This window comes from Streptomyces sp. (assembly GCF_035645055.1).
In the GTDB taxonomy this organism is placed as follows: domain Bacteria; phylum Actinomycetota; class Actinomycetes; order Streptomycetales; family Streptomycetaceae; genus Streptomyces.
Map to the genome: position 1 here is coordinate 114,514 of NZ_DASQNH010000097.1, position 18,926 is coordinate 133,439.

Genomic DNA, 18,926 nt, shown 5'->3' on the forward strand with positions numbered 1-18,926 from the left:
GGGACATTAGGCGGGAATGGGCCGAAAGTGTTTCCGTTCTTTTCTCACCCACTCGTACTCTGGGGCAAGATTTGCTCCATGGACGACGTGGACCGGAAAATCCTTGCCGAGCTTCAGCAGGACGGGCGGCTGACCGTGACCGAGCTGGCCGGGCGGGTGCGGCTCAGCGTCTCGCCGTGCCACCGGCGGCTGCGCGAGCTGGAGCGGTCCGGGGCGATCAGCGGTTACCGGGCCGTGGTGGACCCGGCCGCGGTCGGGCTGACCTTCGAGGCGCTGGTCTTCGTCTCCATGCGGCAGGAGGACCGGGAGACGGTCGCCGGGTTCGAGCGGGCGCTGAGCGAGGTGCCGGAGGTGGTGGAGGCGCAGCGGCTGTTCGGGGAGCCGGATTATCTGCTGCGGGTGGTGGCCGCGGATCTCGCCGCGTACCAGCGGTTGTACGACGACCGGCTGGCCACGCTGCCGGGGGTGCAGCGGCTGACGTCCACGCTGGTGATGAAGCACGTGGTCAGGGACCGGCCGTTGCCCGCGTAGCACCGTCGGGGCCTCTCCGGGTGGCGGGCCGCGGGCCGTTTTCGGTTGATCGCGCAGTTCCCCGCGCCCCTTTCGGGGCGCCTGACAGGACGTGGGGAAGGGCGTGCGGTTACTTGGTGGGCTTTTTCCCGGTGACGGCCAGGTGGACCAACAGCGCCAGGTTCGGCTTGAGTTCGGCCTGCTTGACGCCCCAGGAGGAGAAGCCCTTCTGGTGGGAGGCCACCGCCGCGAGCATCGCGACGACCGAACCGGCGATCGCCGCCGGGTTGACGTCCTTGTCGACCTTGCCCTTGGCCTGAAGCTCGGTGACGGCGTCCGCGAGGGAGCTGTTCACCGAGTTGAGGATCTTCATGCGGAGCTTGTAGAAGCGCTTGTCGCCCTCGGCCGCGCCGAGATCGACGACGCGCAGGATCGCGTCGTTCCTGCGCCAGAACTCCAGGAAGCCGTCCACGAGTTCCTGCGCGGTCTGCCAGCCCGCCTTGCCGACCCAGCTGCGCCCCTCGACCGTCTCGGTCAATCCGGCGCCCTCGGTGACCACTTGCTCGGCGATCTCCAGGACGGCGCCTTCGACGTCCGGGAAGTACTGGTAGAAGGTCGCGGGCGAAGTGCCCGCCTTCCGGGCGACATCGATGACCTTGACGTCCCGGTAGGGAGAGGAGCTGAGCATCTCGCTGAGGCAGTCCAGCAGCTTCTGCCGCGTCGCCTGCCCACGCCGGCCGGCCACGCGGCCGTCGACGGTACGCACTTGTCCTGTCATGTCGTCAGCTTACCGAGGGGTGATCTGAGCGCGATTCGGCCGACTGCAAATGGGGTGCACGGGGGATCGGAGGGTGGTGTGCCTGGTGGGCGGGGTGCGGGCGCCGCCGCTACTTTGACTGCATGGCCGAAAACAGGGCATCTGCTCACCAAGAGGGGTACACGGAGGGCGTCCCGTGCTGGGTCGACGCCCAGCTCGCCGACGTCGAGGCGGGCAAGCGGTTCTACGGTGAGCTCTTCGGATGGACCTTCGAGGAGTCGTACGCCGGCAGCGTCTGGGCGCGCTCCGAGGGCGAGCCGGTGGCCGCGCTCGCGCAGAAGGCGGACGGGCGGCTGCCCACCGTCTGGACGGTGTACTTCGCCACCCCGGACGCCGAGGCCCTGTCCCGGCGGATCCTGGCGGCCGCCGGCCAGGTGGTGACCGCGCCGGTGCCGGTCGGCGAGCTGGGGGTCGCGGCGCTCGCCACCGATCCCGAGGGTGCCGTGTTCGGTCTCTGGCAGCCGGGCGCGCACGCGGGCTTCGGCCGCCGCCACGAGCCCGGCACGTTCGGCTGGGCGCAGCTGTACGCCCGGGACACCGCCGCCGCGAACACCTTCTACGGCGGTCTCTTCCACGACGCCCTGTTCGGCCCGGACGCCGAGCCCGACTTCGGCCGCGCCCCGCTCACCGATGTCTTCCCCGCGGAGATGCCGCCGCACTTCCTGGTCCACTTCCGGGTGGCGGACTGCGAGGCCGCGCTCGCGGACGTGACCCGGCTCGGCGGCCGGGTGCAGGCGGGCCCCTTCGAGGCGTCGTACGGCACGGTGGGGATCGTCACCGACGATCAGGGGGCGTCGTTCGCGGTGCTCCAGCGTTGAGCAGGCGTTGATCAGGCATTGAGCAGGCATTGAGCAGGCGTTGATCGGACGCTGGTCTGCTGATGGTCGGCCGCTGGTGGGCCGCTGATCAACCGCTGATCAACCGTTGATCGGCCGCTGGTCAGGCGTTGGTCAGCCGCTGGTCAGGCGCCTCTTTGCGGCATATAGGGTGAGACACCCTGTTTCTCACCGGGTTCGCAACCAGGGCCCCGGCCAGGAAGAATCGGGGTGCGTGCCGCCATGGCGGTGCGGTGGTGAGACGCTGCACGGGGTCGCGTACATATGTGGGTGGCGCGGCTCGTACGGGGAGGTGGCAGGCAAGTGGTGGATCAGCTGACGCAGCACGATCCGCGGCGGATCGGGCCGTTCGAGGTGCTGGGACGGCTGGGGGCCGGCGGCATGGGGCTGGTCTATCTCGCGCGCTCGGCGTCGGGCCGGCGGGTGGCGATCAAGACGGTCCGCACCGAGCTGGCCGAGGACCAGCTCTTCCGGGTCCGCTTCACCCGTGAGGTGGAGGCGGCCCGCGCGGTCTCCGGGTTCTACACGGCGGCCGTGGTCGACGCCGATCCGCGCGCCGCGGTGCCGTGGCTGGCCACCGCCTATGTGCCCGCGCCCTCCCTCGAGGAGATAGTGAACGACTGCGGTCCGATGCCCGCCCAGGCGGTGCGCTGGCTGGCGGCGGGCGTGGCGGAGGCCTTGCAGTCCATCCACGGCGCGGGGCTGGTGCACCGGGATCTGAAGCCCTCCAACGTGCTGGTCGTGGAGGACGGCCCGCGGGTGATCGACTTCGGCATCGCGTCCGGCGTTTCGAACACCCGTTTGACGATGACCAACGTCGCGGTCGGCACCCCCGCCTACATGTCACCCGAGCAGGCGAAGGACTCCCGCAGTGTGACGGGCGCCTCCGACGTCTTCTCCCTCGGCTCCACCCTCGTCTTCGCCGCCACCGGACACCCGCCCTTCCACGGCGCCAACCCGGTCGAGACGGTCTTCATGCTGCTGCGCGAGGGCCCCGACCTCGAAGGCCTCCCCGACGAGCTGCGCCCGCTGATCGAGTCCTGTATGCAGATGGACCCGGCGGCCCGCCCCACCCCCGCCGACCTCCAGGCCCAGCTCGCCCCGCACCTGTTCGGCTCCGGGTCCGACGACAGCGGCACGGCCTCCGCGTGGCTGCCGGAGAAGGCCGTCGCCCTCATCGAGACCCGCCGCGGCGGCCGCCCCGCGGCCAAGCCCGCCCACACCGGGCACGGGCACGGACCCGGGCACGCACCCGGGCGCAGCGTCGGGCACGGCGGCCACTCCGCCGTCCCGCCGCCGCCCTCCCACGACCCCGTCGCCCCGGCCCCCGTCGGCGCGCCTCCCGCCCCCGTCGGCGCGCCTCCCGCTCCGGTCGGCTCCCCGGACGGCGGCCCCGTCCGGCTGGCCGGTGCCGCCGTGCCCATCGGGCCGGGACCGCGCGTCGCCGACGCCCGCGCCGCCGCCGTGAAGGCGCCGCCGCCGGAGGCCGGGCTCTCCGCCTCCTGGTCCAAGCCGCGCCCCGGGGTGGGCGGCGCCGAGCCCGCCGTGACCGCGCCCCCGGCGCCCGCCGCCCCGCCGGAGCCGTCGCAGGCAGGCTGGCGTCCGTGGCGTTTCCGCATGTCGAACGACGTCTGGGGCACCCCGGCCGTCGACGGCGACCTGGTCTACGTCACCTCCTTCGAGGTGCACGCCCTGGACGTGGGCACCGGCCGGCGCCGCTTCAAGACGCGGGACGTCGCCTGGTCGATGGCGGTCGCGGACGGCCGTATCCACGCCTCCGACGGCCCCACCCTGTTCGCCCTGGACGCGCGCGAGGGCGCCGATCTGTGGCGGGTTTCGACGGACGCCTGGGTGTACTCCCTGAAGGCCGACCGGGGCACTGTCGTCACCGGGACCCGCGGCGGCGGCGTGCAGGCCTGGGAGGCCGTGAACGGCCGCAAGCTGTGGGAGATCACCGGCTGCCAGACCGACTTCGAGTCCCCCGAGGCGGGTCCGGCCCTGCACGACGGCACGGTGTACGTCTGGCAGGACGCCCGGCTGCGCGCGCTGGACGCCCGCACCGGTGACGAGCGCTGGTCGTACCCGATCGGCGACGCGGCCTCCTGCGGTGGCGTGCCGGTCCGGGTGGCGCCCGCCCCCGACGGCTACGTCTACGTCTCCGCGGGCACCCGCGTCCTCGCCGTCGACGTCGCGAGCGGCCATGTCCGCTGGCACTTCGAGGCCCCGGCGGTCTTCCTCTCGCCGCCCGCCTTCGCGCCCGGCCCGGCGGTCACCGGCGGCGGCGTCTACCTCGCCGACTACCTCGGCACGGTCTACGCCCTCGACGCCACCGACGGCCGCGACCGCTGGCGGATCGCCACCGAGGCGCGGGCGTCCGTCGAGCCCGTCCTGGTCGCCGCGGGCCATGTCCACGTGGGCAGCGGCACCGGCCTGTACACCCTGGACGCGGTCACCGGCACCCCGAAGTGGCGGTTCCAGGCGGGCGGCGACATCGTCGGCGCCCCGGCGGTGGCGGAGGGCCGCATCCACTTCGGCTCCACGGACCACCTGCTGTACACGCTGAAGGCCGACGACGGCCGGCTGCGCTGGAAGCTGGCCACCGGCGGCGAGATCACCGGCTCACCGGTGGTCAAGGACGGGATCGTGTACGCGTGCAGCAAGGACCGCTGCGTCTACGCGCTGGACGCGGAGAAGGGCACGGGCACCGCGCGGACCGCGTGAAGCCGTGCCGGGGGACGGCCGTCGTGCGGGCTCGGAAGGGGTTCCGGACGGCGGCCGTCGCTCTCGGTGAGCGGGTGCGGACTCCTTCACCGCGCTCACACCCGACGCTACGCCCGGTGAGCGGGGGCCGCCAGGCGAGCTGCGCTAGTACGACGCGTACATGTCATGAAGAAACTCGGTGAACAGCACTCCGAACAGCACTCCGAACAGGGTGCGCACCACGGTGCCACCATCCCGTACGTCTCCGCCGGCGCCACCGAGACCCTCGGCGTGGCCGCGTCCTACGTCCCGGCGAACGGCGGCAGCGGCAGCAGCTGCGAGCTGGACGACGTGACGCGTACGGCGGTGCAGCGCGACGCACATCGGCCGCGGCGGCTCCCCCTCCGCGCCGCCGCGGCCGATCCCCCGTGCGTTGAGGTTCAGTTGACGGGCTCGTCCGTGGCGTGGATGTTCCCGTTGGTGGTGTCACCCGCGCTGTCCGCGCCGAGCGGCTTGAGCGGCTCGCTGGTGGCGTGGATGTTCCCGAGCGTCGTGACGGGCTCACCGGTGGCGTGGATGTTCCCGTTGGTGGTGTCGCCGGTCGGCTCGTCGGTCGCGTGGATGTTCTTGGTGCTGTTCTCGCTCATGTGACGGGCTCCCCTGTGGTGTTCTGCGTTCGTGGGACGGGAGCCGCCCGGCAATTCCCCCGCGGACTGCCGGGCGGGCCCCCGTCGGGCCGGTTCACCATAGAGGTCCGACCCGCGGCCGTTGCGTCTACCCCCCCAGGCGACGGCTCGACACGATCGAGAGTGCCGGACGGGGATAAACGAACGATGAACGCCGGTGCCGGGGCGCCGCGCGGACGCCGTGCGGGCACCCTGCGGACGCCGGCTCAGGCGAGCGCGGCCGGCGCCAGCAGGTCCCTGACCTCGGCCGCCTCGGGTGCCTCCAGGGTCTCGAAGATCTGCAGGGCCTCCCGCCAGCAGACCTGACCGCGGTCCCGCTGCCCGACGGCGTTCAGGGCGTGGCCGAGCACGACGAGGACGTTGCCGCGCCGCCATTCGCCGCCGATGCCGCGCAGGACGGTGAGCGCCATCTCGGCGTTGGCGGCGGCCTGCGCCGCCCGCCCGCCCGCGAGGTCCGCCTCGGCGAGCCGGAACAGCGACATGCCCTCCCACAGCCGCTGCCGGCTGTCCCGGAACACGGTCAGGGCCTCCGTGAGCCTGGTCGTCGCCTCCGGCAGCAGGCCGCTCTGGGTGAGGGCGAGACCGAGCGCGTAGCGCCCGTTGGCGCCCTTCAGCGCGTGCCCCATCGCGTCGTACATGTCCGTGCCCTGCCGCGCCAGGGACACCGCGCTGCCGGTGCGTCCCGTGGCGAGGTGGATGCGGGAGAGGTTGCACAGGGCGCTGGCCTCTCCGGGGCGGTCCTGGCAGGCGCGGAAGCCCTCGATGGCGCTGGTGAGGTGGGCCTCGCCGTCGTCGTACCGGCTCTGGTAGAGCGCGATCACACCGCGGGTGTTGGCGGCCCAGCAGCCGGTCAGCGGGTCGTCACCGGCGCTCAGCTCGGCGGCCCGCTCGGCGGCCTGGTTGGCGATGTCGAAGCGGCCGGTGATGTGGTGGACGTAGGCCACCATGATCAGGGCCCGCGCCTCCGCGCGCGGGTCGCGGACGTCTCTCGCGGCTTCCCGGAGGGCCGAGGCGACGCCCTCGTACTCCTTGGAGTTGGAACCGGACTCGGCGAGGTCGACCGACGCCCACAGCGCGTCGACGGCGCGTCGCAGGAACCCGGGCCGCGTGGACTGGCGTACGCACGCGAGCAGGGACACCGCCTCCGCGTACAGCCAGTCCTGCGCCGCGCGCCGGTTCTCGAAGTTCAGCCCGGGACGGTCGGTGGGCTCCAGGTGGTCCACCAGCCGGTCACCGGGGCGCTCGATCGCGTAGACGCCCGCCGCCGTCGCCAGATAGAAGTCCAGCAACCGCGACATCGCCGCCTCCCGCTCGCTGGGCGGCTCCTCGTCGCGTTCCGCGCAGGCACGCGCGTAGAGGCGGACCAGGTCGTGGAAGCGGTAGCGGCCGGGGGCGGCCGATTCGAGGAGGGAGGTGTCGACGAGGGATTCGAGGAGGTCCTCGGTCTCCTCCGCCGGAAGGTCCAGCACGGCCGCTGCCGCCGCCAGCGAGATGTCCGGGCCGTCGGCCAGGCCGAGGAGGCGGAACGCGCGGGCCTGGGCCGGTTCGAGCTGCCCGTAGCCGAGTTCGAAGGTGGCCTTGACGGCGAGGTCGCCGGCCTGGAGTTCGTCGAGGCGGCGGCGTTCGTCGGCGAGCTTGGCGGCGAGGACGGAGACCGTCCAGGTGCGGCGGGCCGCGAGACGGGAGGCCGCGATGCGGATGGCGAGGGGGAGGAAGCCGCAGGCGGCGACGACGTCGAGGGCGGCGTCCCGTTCGGAGCCGACCCGCTCATCGCCGACGATCTTCGTGAAGAGGGCCAGGGCCTCGTCCGGGGACATGACGTCCAGGTCGACCAGGTGGGCCCCGGCGAGGTCGACCATGCGCACCCGGGAGGTGACGAGCGCGGCGCAGCCGGAGGTGCCGGGCAGCAGGGGGCGGACCTGGGCGGCGTCCTTGGCGTTGTCGAGGAGGATGAGGACGCGGCGCCCGTCGAGGACGGAGCGGTACAGCGCCGAGCGTTCCTCCAGCGAGTCGGGGATCGCGGAGTCCGCCGTGCCGAGGGCGCGCAGGAAGGAGCCGAGGACCGTCTCGGGTTCCGCGGCACGCGATCCGGCGCCCTGGAGGTCGACGTAGAGCTGCCCGTCGGGGAAGGCGGCGCGGGCCTGGTGGGCGATGTGGACGGCGAGGGTGGTCTTGCCGACGCCGCCGATGCCGGCGAGTGCCGATACGGCCATCACCCCGGTCCCGGAGGAGGCGAGGACGGCGCTCAGCTCGGAGACGAAGGAGGCGCGGCCGGTGAAGTCGGGGACGGTCGCGGGGAGCTGGGCCGGGCGGACGGGGACGGCGGCGGGTTCGGCGACCGGGGCGGACGGTTCGGCGAGGCCGGGGTCCGCGCGCAGGATGCGCTGCTGGAGTTCGCTGAGGCCGGGGCGGGGGTCGACACCGAGTTCGTCGGCGAGGAGGCGGCGCGTGTCGGCGTAGACGGCGAGGGCCTCGGCCTGGCGGCCGCTGCGGTAGAGGGCCAGCATCAGCAGTTCGCGCAGGCGCTCGCGGAGCGGGTGCGCGGCGGTGAGGGCGGTCAGTTCGGAGACCGCCTCCGCGTGGCAGCCCTGTTCGAGGTCCATGTCGAGGCGTGTTTCGAGGAGTTGGAGCCGCCATTCCTCCAGGCGGACGCGCTGTGCCTCGGCGTACGGACCGGGGACGCCCGCCAGGGTCTCGCCGTCCCAGAGGGCGAGTGCCCGGTTCAGGGTCTCGCGGGCGTGGCACAGGTCTCCGGCCGCCTTGGCCTTCTCGGCCCGCGCGGCGAGGTCCTGCGCGGTGCCGAGGTCCAGCGCGCCTTCGCCGAGGCCGCGGATCGCGTAACCGCCGGCGTCGCTGACGAGGACGCCCGAGTCGAGCGCCTTGCGCAGCCGGGAGGCGTAGGTGCGGACCGCGGCGAGGGCCTGGCTGGGCGGATCCTCGCCCCACAGCGCGTCGATCAGCTCGGCGGCCGTCGCCGTGCGGCCCTCGCGCAGCAGCAGGGCGGCCAGCAGGGCGCGTTGCTGGGGTGATCCGGTGTTCAGCGGTTCGCCGCCGCGCCAGGCACGTACCGGCCCGAGCACGCCGAATCGCAGCGCCGCAGGTTCCACCGGGTCCGGACGCCTCTGCGCCGGCACTCGCGGTACCCCGTCCATCGCCGTCCCCCTAGACATCCTGAGCAACCCTGTCAGTTTGCCTTGTTCATGGCGGATGCGTCAGCCGCGCGAGATCCCGATCACAGCCCGATCCGGGGGGACCGGCGGCCGGTTCACGGCTCCCTCACGGCCTCTTCGCACCGTCCCCCAGCTGACGTTCCGTCAGTCCCGTGAGGCCTTGCCCCCAAGGGCGCCTTTCCGTACCCGGCGAGCGGCCGGCGGCTGTTCGCCGGCGCGGCGGCCCTCGGCCGTCTGTCGTCCGTCAGGCGTCCGTCTGTCGCCTGCCTGTCGTCCGTCAGGCCTCCGTCAGATCCACCCGTATCGTCAGCAGGTTCGTCCCCAGTGCCCGGACGGCCGCGCTGTTGTAGCGGGGCAGGGTGCGCAGCCGGGCCACCGGGTCGTCGTCGGGCAGGAGATGGGCCGTGCCGGTGTGCCAGCGGCCCCCGATGCGGACCCGGACCCGGGGATCGGCCTGGATGTTGCGGACGTACTGCGAGCGCTCCCCGAACTCCGAGACCAGCCAGAAGGAGTCACCGACGCGACGGCCGCCCAGCGGAGTGCGGCGGGGCAGTCCGGAGACACGGCCGGTGGTCTCCAGGAGCGTGTGGAACGGCAGTCGGCGCGTGAGCGGGTTGGCGACGTACCGCTGGAAGGCGGTCGTCAGACGGAAACGGAGGTCGCTGGGCGGCCGGGACATGGTCCGTGGGGCTCCTTCACGCGAGACGCTGTTGTCTCCATGGTCTCCGACGATCCCGTCACCGATGTGAACTCGCCCTCATCGCCCGCCCCGTGGCCACTCCGTGTGCGCTCGGTGTGCGGGCAGTGTGATCCGGCCATGGAGGGCCGCCGCCGGCGTGTTAGCCTCCCCGCGGTCTAGATCGACACAGTCATCACGGGGGAAGTCGATGGCCTCTTCGGACGGCTACCAGCTCAAGAAGTCCGGCATGTCCGGTCAGGCGAAGGAGCTGGACGGCGCGGGCGACGACACCGGGAAGATCCGCTCGGCGATCGCGTCCGGCGTCTGCTACGGCTCGGACGCGCTGGGCGGCGCGGACGCCGCCGCGGCCGTCAACCGGTTCATCGCCGCCTGGGAGGCGGAGGCCCGCACCCTGGAGGCGGCCCTGCACGAGCTGGCGGGCAAGGTGCGGCTCGCTAAGGGCGCGTACGGCGACAGCGACGGCCTCGTCCGGACGGCGGCGAGCAACGTCACCGTGGCCGACGGCGAGCTGACGACCATGCCCGCCTTCGCCGAGCGCCCCTCGGCCCTGACCGGCTACTGAGCACCGTACGAGAACAGGGACAGGGCGGAAACAGGCGATGACGGGATTCATGGGGCCCGTGGACTCCCCGGCCGGGCGGCGCGCGTGGCTGGCCGGACTGTGCGAGGACATACCCAGGGCCGAGAGCAAGAACGACCTGCTCGACATGATCGACAGCGCGCTCTCCGTGTCCGAACCGGAGGGCGATCCGGCGACACTGGAATCGCTGAGCAAGCGCTATCGCGACCAGGTCGACAACGTGGGCGGCGTCCACGACCGCGTGCAGCGGGTGGCCGGGAAGGGCCTGCCCGACGTCTGGGTCGGCGACACCAGCGTGCTCGCCTCCGACGTGGTCCTCGCCGCCGGACGTGCCGTGCTCCAGATGGCCGAGGCGTTCCAGGGCGGCGCTGGCGCCATGCTGCGGCTCGCCGACGCGCTCGCCGACGCGCAGCGCCAGGACGCCGAAGGGCGCGGCCGGATGGCGCAGGCCAAGAGCACCCTCGGTGGCCGGGACGGCTTCTTCGACGATCTGCACGAGGACGACGAGGAGGAGTGGGACCGGCTGACGGCCCGCGCCTACGCGTCCGACGGCATCAATCTGATGCACCAGGCCGCCGTCGCCGCCGAGGAGGCCGCCCGGGTCGCCGCCCGCGACCTGAACAAGTGGGCGGCCGAGGCGCGCGCCGGGAAGATGAACACCGGCGAACTCACCGCCGTCGACAAGCTGATGCTGGCCGACACCGGCGCCGCGAACGCCCCCACCGAACTGAACGAGATCCTCAGCTCCAGCGACCTGGAACGCGCCGGCCGCCGCATGGACCGGCTGAACGGCGCCGACACGGCGGCCATGGAGCGGATGCTGTCCCAGGCGGGCAGCGCGGAGGAGCGCGCCTACCTGATGAAGGCGCTGGCCGCGGGCCACAGCGTCAAGGAGATCGAGACCTTCCAGGGCAAGATCAACGGCAAGGACCCGGAGTGGCTGCGCCGCCATCTCACCCCGGTGGTCACCGCCGAGGACAGCATGGAGGACGAGGGCCTGTACAAGGACGGCTCCAACAACAACAAGGACTACGTCCGCTTCCACAACCAGCTGTGGATCCAGGGCGGCGACGGCTCCGAGGGCACCTGCGTGGCCTCCTCCACCGTCAACGCCCGCGCCATGCTCGACCCGATCTACGCCCTCGGCCTCACCGGCGGCCCCAGCGGGCAGGAGGACGACCCCAAGGCGTTCCGGGAGCGGCTGGTCGCCGAACAGCACCGGCTGCACGAGGAGGGCGACGGCGGCGACGACTGGACCGGCATGGGCCAGGAGGGCCAGGAACGCATCGCCGACTCCACCCTCGGCAGCGCCACCGGCGACGACTACCGCCGCCACGACCTCGACAACGCCGACGAGCGCCGGGCGGTCCTCGACGACGTCCAGCGGGCGGTCGCCGAGGGCCGGCCGGTCCCGGTCGACGTCTCGGGCGACGAGGGCGCCCACGCGATGATGATCATCGGCCAGGAGGGTGACATGCTCCAGATCTACAACCCCTGGGGCACCACCACCTGGGTCAGCGAGGACGACTTCGTCAACGGCAACATGGGCAAGGCTTCCAACAATGAACTCAACAACGCGTACCAGGTCTATGTCCCCGAGTAGGACGACCGGGAACAGGGGATCCCGGGGCGACCGGGCCTTGCGGAGCGGGGCGTCCCGGAGCGGGGCGGTGGGCGCGGCGGCGGCCCTGCTGCTCCTGTCCGCCTGTGGGTCGGGCGGCGACGAGCCCACCAGCCACCCCACGGACGACCGCACCATCACCGCCTCGGTGGGGGAGCGGTTCACCCTCACCGTCGACGAGAACGCCTCCACCCGCTCGCACTGGTACCTGGCCGACCCGAAGCCGGACGGCTCGGTGGTCCGCGCCGAGGGCCAGGAGAGCGAGTCGGCGTCGGACTCCGGCGGCGACGTCGTGGCGGGCGGGGGCAGCCGTCTCACCTTCACCTTCGAGGCGACCGGCGAGGGCAGCACCGAGATCGTGCTCCTGCACTGCACGTTCGCCAGCACCTGCGACACCGGCGACGGCAGCCCGGCCCCCGCCCCGACGACGGGCGGCGTCGAGCCGACCGAGCCGGAGCGGATCACCTACAAGGTCACGGTGGGCTGAGGCGTGGACACCACCGCGCGCACCGAGGACGACCTGGCCGGCCTCGACATCGCCGCCCTCCTCCGCTACGGCGTCACCGCCCCCCAGGGCCCCCTGCGCACGGCCCTGTTCGGTGACGGCGCGGTGGGCGCGGCGGTCCTCCTCGACCGACTGGGCACCGAGCCGCGCTCGGTCGCGTTCCTCGCCGAGACGGTCCGGGCGGGCGGCGTGGCGCACGCCCTGACCCTGCCCGAGCCGCTGCCCCGGCCGGAGGCGGCGGACCTCGTCCGCGACTGGCTGGAATCCGCCGCCTCGCTCGCGGGCGGCGTCCGGGCGGACGACACCACCGCCCGCTGGCTGCGCGCGGTCGCGTCGATCATCGAGCTGCGGCAGTCGGTCCGCCGCTGAGGGGGAGTCCCGACGGGACCGTCGACCGGGCGTGACCGACCAGTCGGTATGGACAGATGGTCCGCGCCCCGGTACAGATGGGTCATGCGCATCGCCGTCACCATCTTCCTCACCGACGAGACGATCACCCCGACCCGGCTCGCACGCGAGCTGGAGGAGCGGGGCTTCGCCGGGCTCTATCTGCCCGAGCACACCCACATCCCCGTCGAGCGGACCACCCCCTACCCGGCGGGCGGCGAGCTGCCCCGCGAGTACGGCCGCACCCTCGACCCGTTCGTGGCCCTCGGCCAGGCGGCGGCCGTCACCCGGACGCTCGGCCTCGGCACCGGCATCACGCTCGTCGCCCAGCACGACCCGATCGACCTCGCCAAGCAGGTCGCGACCCTCGACCACCTCTCCGGCGGCCGGTTCACCCTCGGCCTCGGCTTCGGCTGGAACGTGGAGGAGGCCGCCGACCACGGCGTGCGCTGGCGCACCCGCCGGGACCTCGTCCGGGACCGGATGGCCCTGATGCGTGCCCTGTGGGCGGAGGAACCGACGGCGTACGAGGGCGAGTTCGGGTCCGTCCGGGCCAGCCACGCCCACCCCAAGCCGGTGCGGAAGCCGCGCGGGCCGGTCGTCGGACCCCGCACCCTGATCGGCGGCGCCGCCGGACCGAAACTCTTCGCCCACATCTGCGAGTACGCCGACGGCTGGCTGCCCATCGGCGGGCGCGGCCTGTCCGAGACCCTGCCCGCGCTGCGCGCCGCCTGGGCCGACGCCGGCCGCGACCCGGCCGCCCTCCAGGTCGTCCCGTACGCCGTCCACCCCACCCCGGGCAAGCTCGCGTACTACGCCGGACTCGGCGTCGACGAGGTCGTCCTGCAGCTCCCGCCCGCCGGGGAGGCGGAGGTGCTGCGGACGCTGGACGCGCTGGCGCCGTACGTCACCGACGAGTCCGGCGACCCGGACCGGCACTGATCATCGCGATCGTATGCTCGGAGGATGACGACTTCCGCGACCTCCGGAACGGGCCCCACCGAGAACTCCATGCGTCGCGCCCTCAAACGCGCCCGGGACGGCGTCGCCCTCGATGTCTCCGAGGCGGCGGTGCTGCTCCAGGCCCGCGGCGAGCATCTCGACGACCTCGCCGCCTCCGCCGCCCGCGTCCGCGACGCGGGCCTGGCGGCGGCGGGCCGCCCCGGCGTCATCACCTACTCCAAGAGCGTCTTCGTCCCGCTCACCCGGCTGTGCCGGGACAAGTGCCACTACTGCACGTTCGTCACCGTCCCCGGCAAGCTGCGCCGCGCCGGGCACGGGATGTTCATGTCCCCCGACGAGGTCCTGGACATCGCCCGCAGGGGCGCCGCCCTCGGCTGCAAGGAAGCCCTCATCACCCTCGGCGACAAGCCCGAGGACCGCTGGCCCGAGGCCCGCGAATGGCTGGACGCGCACGGCTACGACGACACCCTCGCCTACGTCCGCGCGATCTCCATCCGCATCCTGGAGGAGACGGGCCTGCTCCCGCACCTCAACCCGGGCGTCATGAGCTGGACCGACTTCCAGCGACTGAAGCCCGTGGCGCCGTCGATGGGCATGATGCTGGAGACGACGGCGACCCGCCTGTGGTCCGAGCCCGGCGGCCCGCACCACGGCTCCCCGGACAAGGAACCGGCCGTCCGCCTGCGGGTCCTGGAGGACGCGGGCCGCTCCTCGGTCCCCTTCACCTCCGGCCTCCTCATCGGCATCGGCGAGACCTTCGAGGAACGCGCGGAGTCCCTGTTCGCGCTGCGGAAGGTGTCGAGGGCCTACCACGGCATCCAGGAACTGATCATCCAGAACTTCCGCGCCAAGCCGGACACCGCGATGCGCGGCATGCCGGACGCCGAACTCGACGAACTCGTCGCCACGGTCGCCGTCGCCCGCCACATCATGGGCCCCGGCGCCTGCCTCCAGGCCCCGCCCAACCTGGTCGACGACGAGTACGAGCGGCTGATCGGCGCGGGCATCGACGACTGGGGCGGGGTGTCCCCGCTGACCATCGACCACGTCAACCCCGAACGCCCCTGGCCGCAGATCGAGCGGCTGGCCGAGCGGTCCCGGGCGGCGGGCTTCGAGTTGCGCGAACGCCTCTGCGTCTACCCGGAGTTCGTCCGGCGCGGCGAACCCTGGCTGGACCCGCGCCTGCTGCCGCACGTCCGCGCCCTCGCCGACCCGGAGACGGGCCTGGCCCGGGAGGACGCCGTCGTGACGGGCCGCCCCTGGCAGGAACCGGACGAGGTCTTCACCGCCACCGGCCGCACCGACCTCCACACCTCCATCGACACCGAGGGCCGCACCGCCGACCGCCGCGAGGACTTCGACGAGGTGTACGGCGACTGGGGCGCCCTGCGCGAGGCGGCGGCCCCCGGCATGGCCCCCGAGCGCATCGACACCGACGTACGCCAGGCCCTGCGCGTCGCGGCCGACGACCCCACCCGGCTCACCGACGCCGAGGCACTCGCCCTGCTCCACGCGGACGGCCCGGCGCTGGACGCGCTCTGCCGGGTCGCCGACGACGTCCGCAGGTCGGCGGTCGGCGACGACGTGACGTACATCGTCACCAGGAACATCAACTTCACCAACGTCTGCTACACCGGCTGCCGCTTCTGCGCCTTCGCCCAGCGCCGCACCGACGCCGACGCCTACACCCTCTCCCTCGACCAGGTCGCCGACCGCGCCCAGCAGGCCTGGGAGGTGGGCGCGGTCGAGGTCTGCATGCAGGGCGGCATCCACCCGGACCTGCCGGGCACGGCCTACTTCGACATCGCGAAGGCGGTCAAGGAGCGGGTCCCCGGCATGCACGTCCACGCCTTCTCCCCGATGGAGGTGGTGAACGGCGCGACCCGCACCGGCCTGTCGATCCGCGAGTGGCTGACCGCGGCGAAGGAAGCCGGCCTGGACTCCATCCCCGGCACGGCCGCGGAGATCCTCGACGACGAGGTCCGCTGGATCCTGACCAAGGGCAAACTGCCCACGGCGACCTGGATCGACGTGATCACCACGGCGCACGAACTGGGCCTGCGCTCCTCCTCCACCATGATGTACGGCCACGTCGACCAGCCCCGCCACTGGCTGGGCCACTTCCGCACCCTGGCCGCCATCCAGCAACGTACCGGCGGCTTCACGGAGTTCGTGACCCTCCCCTTCATCCACACCAACGCACCCGTGTACCTGGCGGGCATCGCGCGCCCCGGCCCGACCCTGCGCGACAACCGCGCCGTGACGGCCATGGCCCGCCTCCTCCTCCACCCCTGGATCCCCAACATCCAGACCAGCTGGGTGAAGCTCGGCACCGAGGGTGCGGCCGAGATGCTCCGCTCCGGCGCCAACGACCTCGGTGGCACCCTCATGGAGGAGACCATCTCCCGCATGGCGGGCTCCTCCTACGGCTCCTACAAGTCGGTCAAGGACCTCATCGCGGTCGCGGAGGCGGCGGGCCGCCCGGCCAAGCCCCGCACCACGCTCTACGGGGAGGTCCCCGAGGAGCGCCGCCGCACGGCCGAGGCGTCGGACGGCCACCTGCCGGAGCTGCTGCCGGTGCTGGACTGAGAGCGGGCGGCGGGCGGACCGTTCACGGCCCCGCAGTAGGATGATCCGACCCTCGGTGTCGCCCGGCGCCGGGGCCGGATCGTTGAGGAGATGCGTGCCCGTGCCTGCCCGCCGGCTTCCCTCGTGGGCCTGGGTGACCGGTCTGACCACCGGGGCGATAGCGGTGGTCGCCGTCCTCGCGGTCCAGGCCACCGACGGCACCCGTCCGGTCGCCACGGCGACGACCCCGTCCCCGTCGGCGACGGCGACCGCCACACCCAGGCCCACGGCGAAGGCCCCCACCGCCGTACCCGACGACTCGGGCACCGGCCGCCGTATCGTCTACTCCCTCTCCCTGAACCGGGTCTGGCTGATCGACGCCAGCGACAGCCCCCGCCGCACCTTCACGGTCTGGCCGGGCACCGTCGACCCGGACCCGGGCACCTACACGGTGGGCACCCGCTCCGAGCCCGTCACCACCGGCTCGGACGGCGTCCGCATCGAGCACATCGTCTACTTCGCCGCGAAGTCCGGCGTGAACATCGCCTTCTCCCACGCGGTCGACGGCTCCTCCCCGCCCCCCGCCTCCGGCGCCCGGACCGGCGGCATCCGCACACAGCGCGACGACGGCACGGCACTGTGGGAGTTCGCCACGACGGGAACGACGGTCACGGTCGTCGAGTAGGCCGTCGAGTCGGCCGACGAGTGACCCCGCCGGGGGCCGGGGTCAGGGGTGCATCCGGGCGCCCTTGAGCACCTTGTCGACCGCGTTGCGCGGCCCGTACAGGGCGAGACCCACCAGATCCAGCTGATCGCGGGGGACGGCCCGTACGGCGGCCCGGTTGTCGCGGTCGTTGCCGGTGGCGAAGAGGTCGGACGTGAACACGGCCCTCGGCAGCGCACGCGAGACGGCCCGTCCATGGGCGGCGGTCAGCACCTCCTTGGACCCCTCCATCACCAGCACGGGCTGCCGGAACATCGGCAGGTAAGGGGTGCCGTCGGCGTCGGCGTACGGCTCCCCGATCACCTCGGGGATCTCGGTTCCGAGCCCGCTGACCAGGAAGGCGGTCACGTTCAGCCGCTGCCAGGGGGCGAGATCGTCCCGCAGCAGGACGGCGATCTTGGTATCGAAACGTACAGGTGCGCTGTCGCTCATGGCATCGGTCGTCATGGTCCCGAGCCTGCCGCCCGCGCCGCGAGGCCGTCTTGTACGTTCCTTGCATGGTCCGTGGCCCGGAGATCACCGCGTGGCGCCCGCGCGTACCAGGCGTCGCGGAGGTCTTCCACGCCCACTTCACCGAGCACGCCTACCCCATGCACGTCCACGACGTGTGGACCCTGCTGATCGTCGACGACGGCGCCGTGCGCTACGACCTCGACCGCCGTGAGCACGGCACCCCGCACGACACGGTCACCCTGCTGCCCCCGCAGGTCCCGCACAACGGCGAACCCGCCACCGCGCACGGCTTCCGCAAACGCGTGCTCTACCTCGACCTGACCCGCCTGGACGAGACCTTCATCGGCCCGGCGGTCGACGCCCCCGACATGGCCGACCCGCTCCTGCGCCGCCGCGTCGGCCAACTGCACGCGGCGCTGGCGCGTCCGGGCGACGAACTGGAGGCGGAGAGCCGCCTGACCCTGATCACCGACCGTCTGCGCGCCACCCTCCGCCCCCGCCTGAGGACGTCCGTGCCACCGCCGGCGCGGGGCGTCGCCCACGACCTGCGCGATCTCCTGGACGACCGCCTCCGCCCCGGCATGACCCTGGACGAGGCGGCGCGGCTGGTCCACGCCCACCCCGCGCACCTCGTCCGCTCCTTCAGCTCGGCGTTCGGTATCGCGCCCCACCAGTACCTGACGGCACGCCGCGTCGACCGCGCCCGGCGCCTGCTGCTGGCCGGCCGCCGCCCGGCGGAGGTGGCGGCCGAGGTCGGCTTCCACGACCAGGCGCACCTGACCCGCCACTTCAAACGCCTGGTGGGGACGACCCCGGGCCGTTACGCGGCCGGTTCCCGCCCGGTCGCACCCGGCAGGTGATTGACGACGAGCACGACCCCGCTGAGCAGGAAGATCCGGGTGGCGGCGTCGAGCCCGTTCCAGTCCCCGGACTGCCACATGGCGAACCACTCGCCGCCGATCCCGATGAACCCGACCCCGAACAGCAGCATGACCATGAGCAGCCCGTAGGTGGAGAACCGCCGCCCTCGCCCGTGCTCCCCCCGGGCCCAGAACCAGGTCCCGGCGATCAGGACGAGCGCGGCGAGGGTCTCCCACACGATGATCGCGACGTACGCCGCGTTCTGGAGCCCTTCACTGGTGATCGCCCGCCACATCAGATCCTCGTCCTTGAACGTCGTATCCATGGCGAGTACGTGCTGCACGAACGCCTGGTTGGTCCCGAAGTCCGTGATGTTCCCGAAGGCGACCAAGGCCATGTAGAGGGCGACGGTCCCGGTCAGCAGCGTGGCGGCGAGGGAGAGAGGGCCGCGCGAGGTTGTGGTGGACATGGCGCCCATCTTGCCGCGTGAGCCGACGCGGCAAGTAGCGATCGAGCCACCCGGCACTCCCCGACCTGGAGCCAGGGCGTGTTCGGCCTCCCATGGGCGCTCCCGGCTCGCGGAAGCACGACACTGGCCGGGCAGCGGGCGGCACTCAGGGCCACCTCACCACGCATGGTCCCTCGGTCCGGCCCTCAGCAGGTCGGTGACCGTACGCAGCGGACTCGTGGCCCGGAAGCCCTGGCGCGTGACCACCTCGGGCGGGGCGGGGTGCATGCGGTGCACCCGGACTCCGGCGCTCTTGCGCCGAAGCGTGAGCACCGGGTCGATGAACTCGACCGGCCGCTCCTCGGCCAGCTCCCTCAGCGCGGTCCGCCCCATCGAC

General features: G+C 72.9%; 18 protein-coding genes and 1 pseudogene. 11 read left to right on the forward strand and 8 right to left on the reverse strand.

The annotated features are described in order from the left end of the window. Positions 1-78: 78 nt before the first annotated feature. Complete coding sequence (locus VE614_RS31290; RefSeq protein WP_043501804.1) at positions 79-531, forward strand: Lrp/AsnC family transcriptional regulator; 453 nt, start codon at positions 79-81, stop codon at positions 529-531. A 109-nt stretch (positions 532-640) separates the two neighbouring features. Here the strand turns inward: VE614_RS31290 and VE614_RS31295 are convergent, their stop codons facing one another. Beyond that, positions 641-1,276 (reverse strand): TetR family transcriptional regulator, encoded by a 636-nt coding sequence (locus VE614_RS31295; protein WP_324944951.1) that lies wholly within the window; start codon positions 1,274-1,276, stop codon positions 641-643. A 134-nt stretch (positions 1,277-1,410) separates the two neighbouring features. Between VE614_RS31295 and VE614_RS31300 the strand changes: the two genes are divergently transcribed. Together VE614_RS31300 and VE614_RS31305 are read left to right on the forward strand one after the other, a co-directional pair. Further along, positions 1,411-2,145 carry a VOC family protein gene (locus VE614_RS31300; RefSeq protein WP_324944877.1) on the forward strand — a complete coding sequence of 245 codons (735 nt, stop codon included), beginning with the start codon at positions 1,411-1,413 and terminating at the stop codon, positions 2,143-2,145. Positions 2,146-2,466: 321 nt separating this feature from the next. After that, positions 2,467-4,884, forward strand: a complete 2,418-nt coding sequence (locus VE614_RS31305; protein ID WP_324944880.1) for a PQQ-binding-like beta-propeller repeat protein — start codon at positions 2,467-2,469, stop codon at positions 4,882-4,884. Positions 4,885-5,028: 144 nt separating this feature from the next. Here VE614_RS31305 and VE614_RS31310 read toward each other — a convergent pair whose 3' ends face one another. The 4 genes from VE614_RS31310 to VE614_RS31325 form a co-directional block, all read right to left on the reverse strand. Then, positions 5,029-5,247 (reverse strand): hypothetical protein, encoded by a 219-nt coding sequence (locus VE614_RS31310; RefSeq protein ID WP_324944883.1) that lies wholly within the window; start codon positions 5,245-5,247, stop codon positions 5,029-5,031. A 56-nt stretch (positions 5,248-5,303) separates the two neighbouring features. Beyond that, positions 5,304-5,510: a hypothetical protein gene (locus tag VE614_RS31315; protein WP_324944887.1), complete on the reverse strand. Its 207-nt coding sequence runs from the start codon at positions 5,508-5,510 to the stop codon at positions 5,304-5,306. Between the two features lie 245 nt (positions 5,511-5,755). Next, a complete protein-coding gene (locus tag VE614_RS31320) occupies positions 5,756-8,701 on the reverse strand; it encodes an AfsR/SARP family transcriptional regulator (RefSeq protein ID WP_324944890.1) in 2,946 nt (981 codons plus the stop codon). 295 nt (positions 8,702-8,996) lie between these two features. Beyond that, on the reverse strand, positions 8,997-9,398 hold the full coding sequence (locus VE614_RS31325; protein ID WP_324944893.1) for a nitroreductase family deazaflavin-dependent oxidoreductase: 402 nt from the start codon (positions 9,396-9,398) through the stop codon (positions 8,997-8,999). Positions 9,399-9,606: 208 nt separating this feature from the next. Between VE614_RS31325 and VE614_RS31330 the strand changes: the two genes are divergently transcribed. From VE614_RS31330 to VE614_RS31360, 7 genes are all read left to right on the forward strand, one after another. Then, positions 9,607-9,981: a hypothetical protein gene (locus tag VE614_RS31330; RefSeq protein WP_324944896.1), complete on the forward strand. Its 375-nt coding sequence runs from the start codon at positions 9,607-9,609 to the stop codon at positions 9,979-9,981. Between the two features lie 37 nt (positions 9,982-10,018). Next, entirely contained in the window at positions 10,019-11,602 is a 1,584-nt protein-coding gene (locus VE614_RS31335; protein ID WP_324944899.1) for a peptidoglycan-binding protein, read from the forward strand. 67 nt (positions 11,603-11,669) lie between these two features. Next, positions 11,670-12,107, forward strand: coding sequence for a protease inhibitor I42 family protein (locus VE614_RS31340; RefSeq protein ID WP_324944902.1), 438 nt, complete (start codon positions 11,670-11,672; stop codon positions 12,105-12,107). Between the two features lie 3 nt (positions 12,108-12,110). Then, positions 12,111-12,494, forward strand: a complete 384-nt coding sequence (locus tag VE614_RS31345; RefSeq protein ID WP_324944905.1) for a hypothetical protein — start codon at positions 12,111-12,113, stop codon at positions 12,492-12,494. An 84-nt stretch (positions 12,495-12,578) separates the two neighbouring features. Continuing rightward, entirely contained in the window at positions 12,579-13,454 is an 876-nt protein-coding gene (locus VE614_RS31350; protein WP_324944908.1) for an LLM class F420-dependent oxidoreductase, read from the forward strand. Positions 13,455-13,478: 24 nt separating this feature from the next. Further along, positions 13,479-16,064, forward strand: a complete 2,586-nt coding sequence (locus tag VE614_RS31355; RefSeq protein WP_324944911.1) for a bifunctional FO biosynthesis protein CofGH — start codon at positions 13,479-13,481, stop codon at positions 16,062-16,064. Positions 16,065-16,158: 94 nt separating this feature from the next. Next, positions 16,159-16,728 (forward strand): hypothetical protein, encoded by a 570-nt coding sequence (locus tag VE614_RS31360; protein ID WP_414719676.1) that lies wholly within the window; start codon positions 16,159-16,161, stop codon positions 16,726-16,728. Between the two features lie 42 nt (positions 16,729-16,770). Here the strand turns inward: VE614_RS31360 and VE614_RS31365 are convergent, their stop codons facing one another. Continuing rightward, positions 16,771-17,214, reverse strand: coding sequence for a DUF2000 domain-containing protein (locus tag VE614_RS31365; RefSeq protein ID WP_324944915.1), 444 nt, complete (start codon positions 17,212-17,214; stop codon positions 16,771-16,773). Positions 17,215-17,264: 50 nt separating this feature from the next. Here VE614_RS31365 and VE614_RS31370 point away from each other — a divergent pair, with 50 nt between their 5' ends. Further along, positions 17,265-18,080 (forward strand): AraC family transcriptional regulator, encoded by an 816-nt coding sequence (locus tag VE614_RS31370; RefSeq protein WP_324944918.1) that lies wholly within the window; start codon positions 17,265-17,267, stop codon positions 18,078-18,080. On the opposite strand, the gene VE614_RS31375 is transcribed toward VE614_RS31370, so the two are convergent. Together VE614_RS31375 and VE614_RS31380 are read right to left on the reverse strand one after the other, a co-directional pair. Continuing rightward, positions 18,041-18,550, reverse strand: a complete 510-nt coding sequence (locus VE614_RS31375) for a DUF2165 domain-containing protein (protein WP_324944920.1) — start codon at positions 18,548-18,550, stop codon at positions 18,041-18,043. The two genes, VE614_RS31370 and VE614_RS31375, sit on opposite strands and share 40 nt — an antisense overlap. A 156-nt stretch (positions 18,551-18,706) precedes the next feature. Beyond that, a pseudogene (locus VE614_RS31380) lies at positions 18,707-18,926 on the reverse strand (hypothetical protein); the annotation flags it as partial.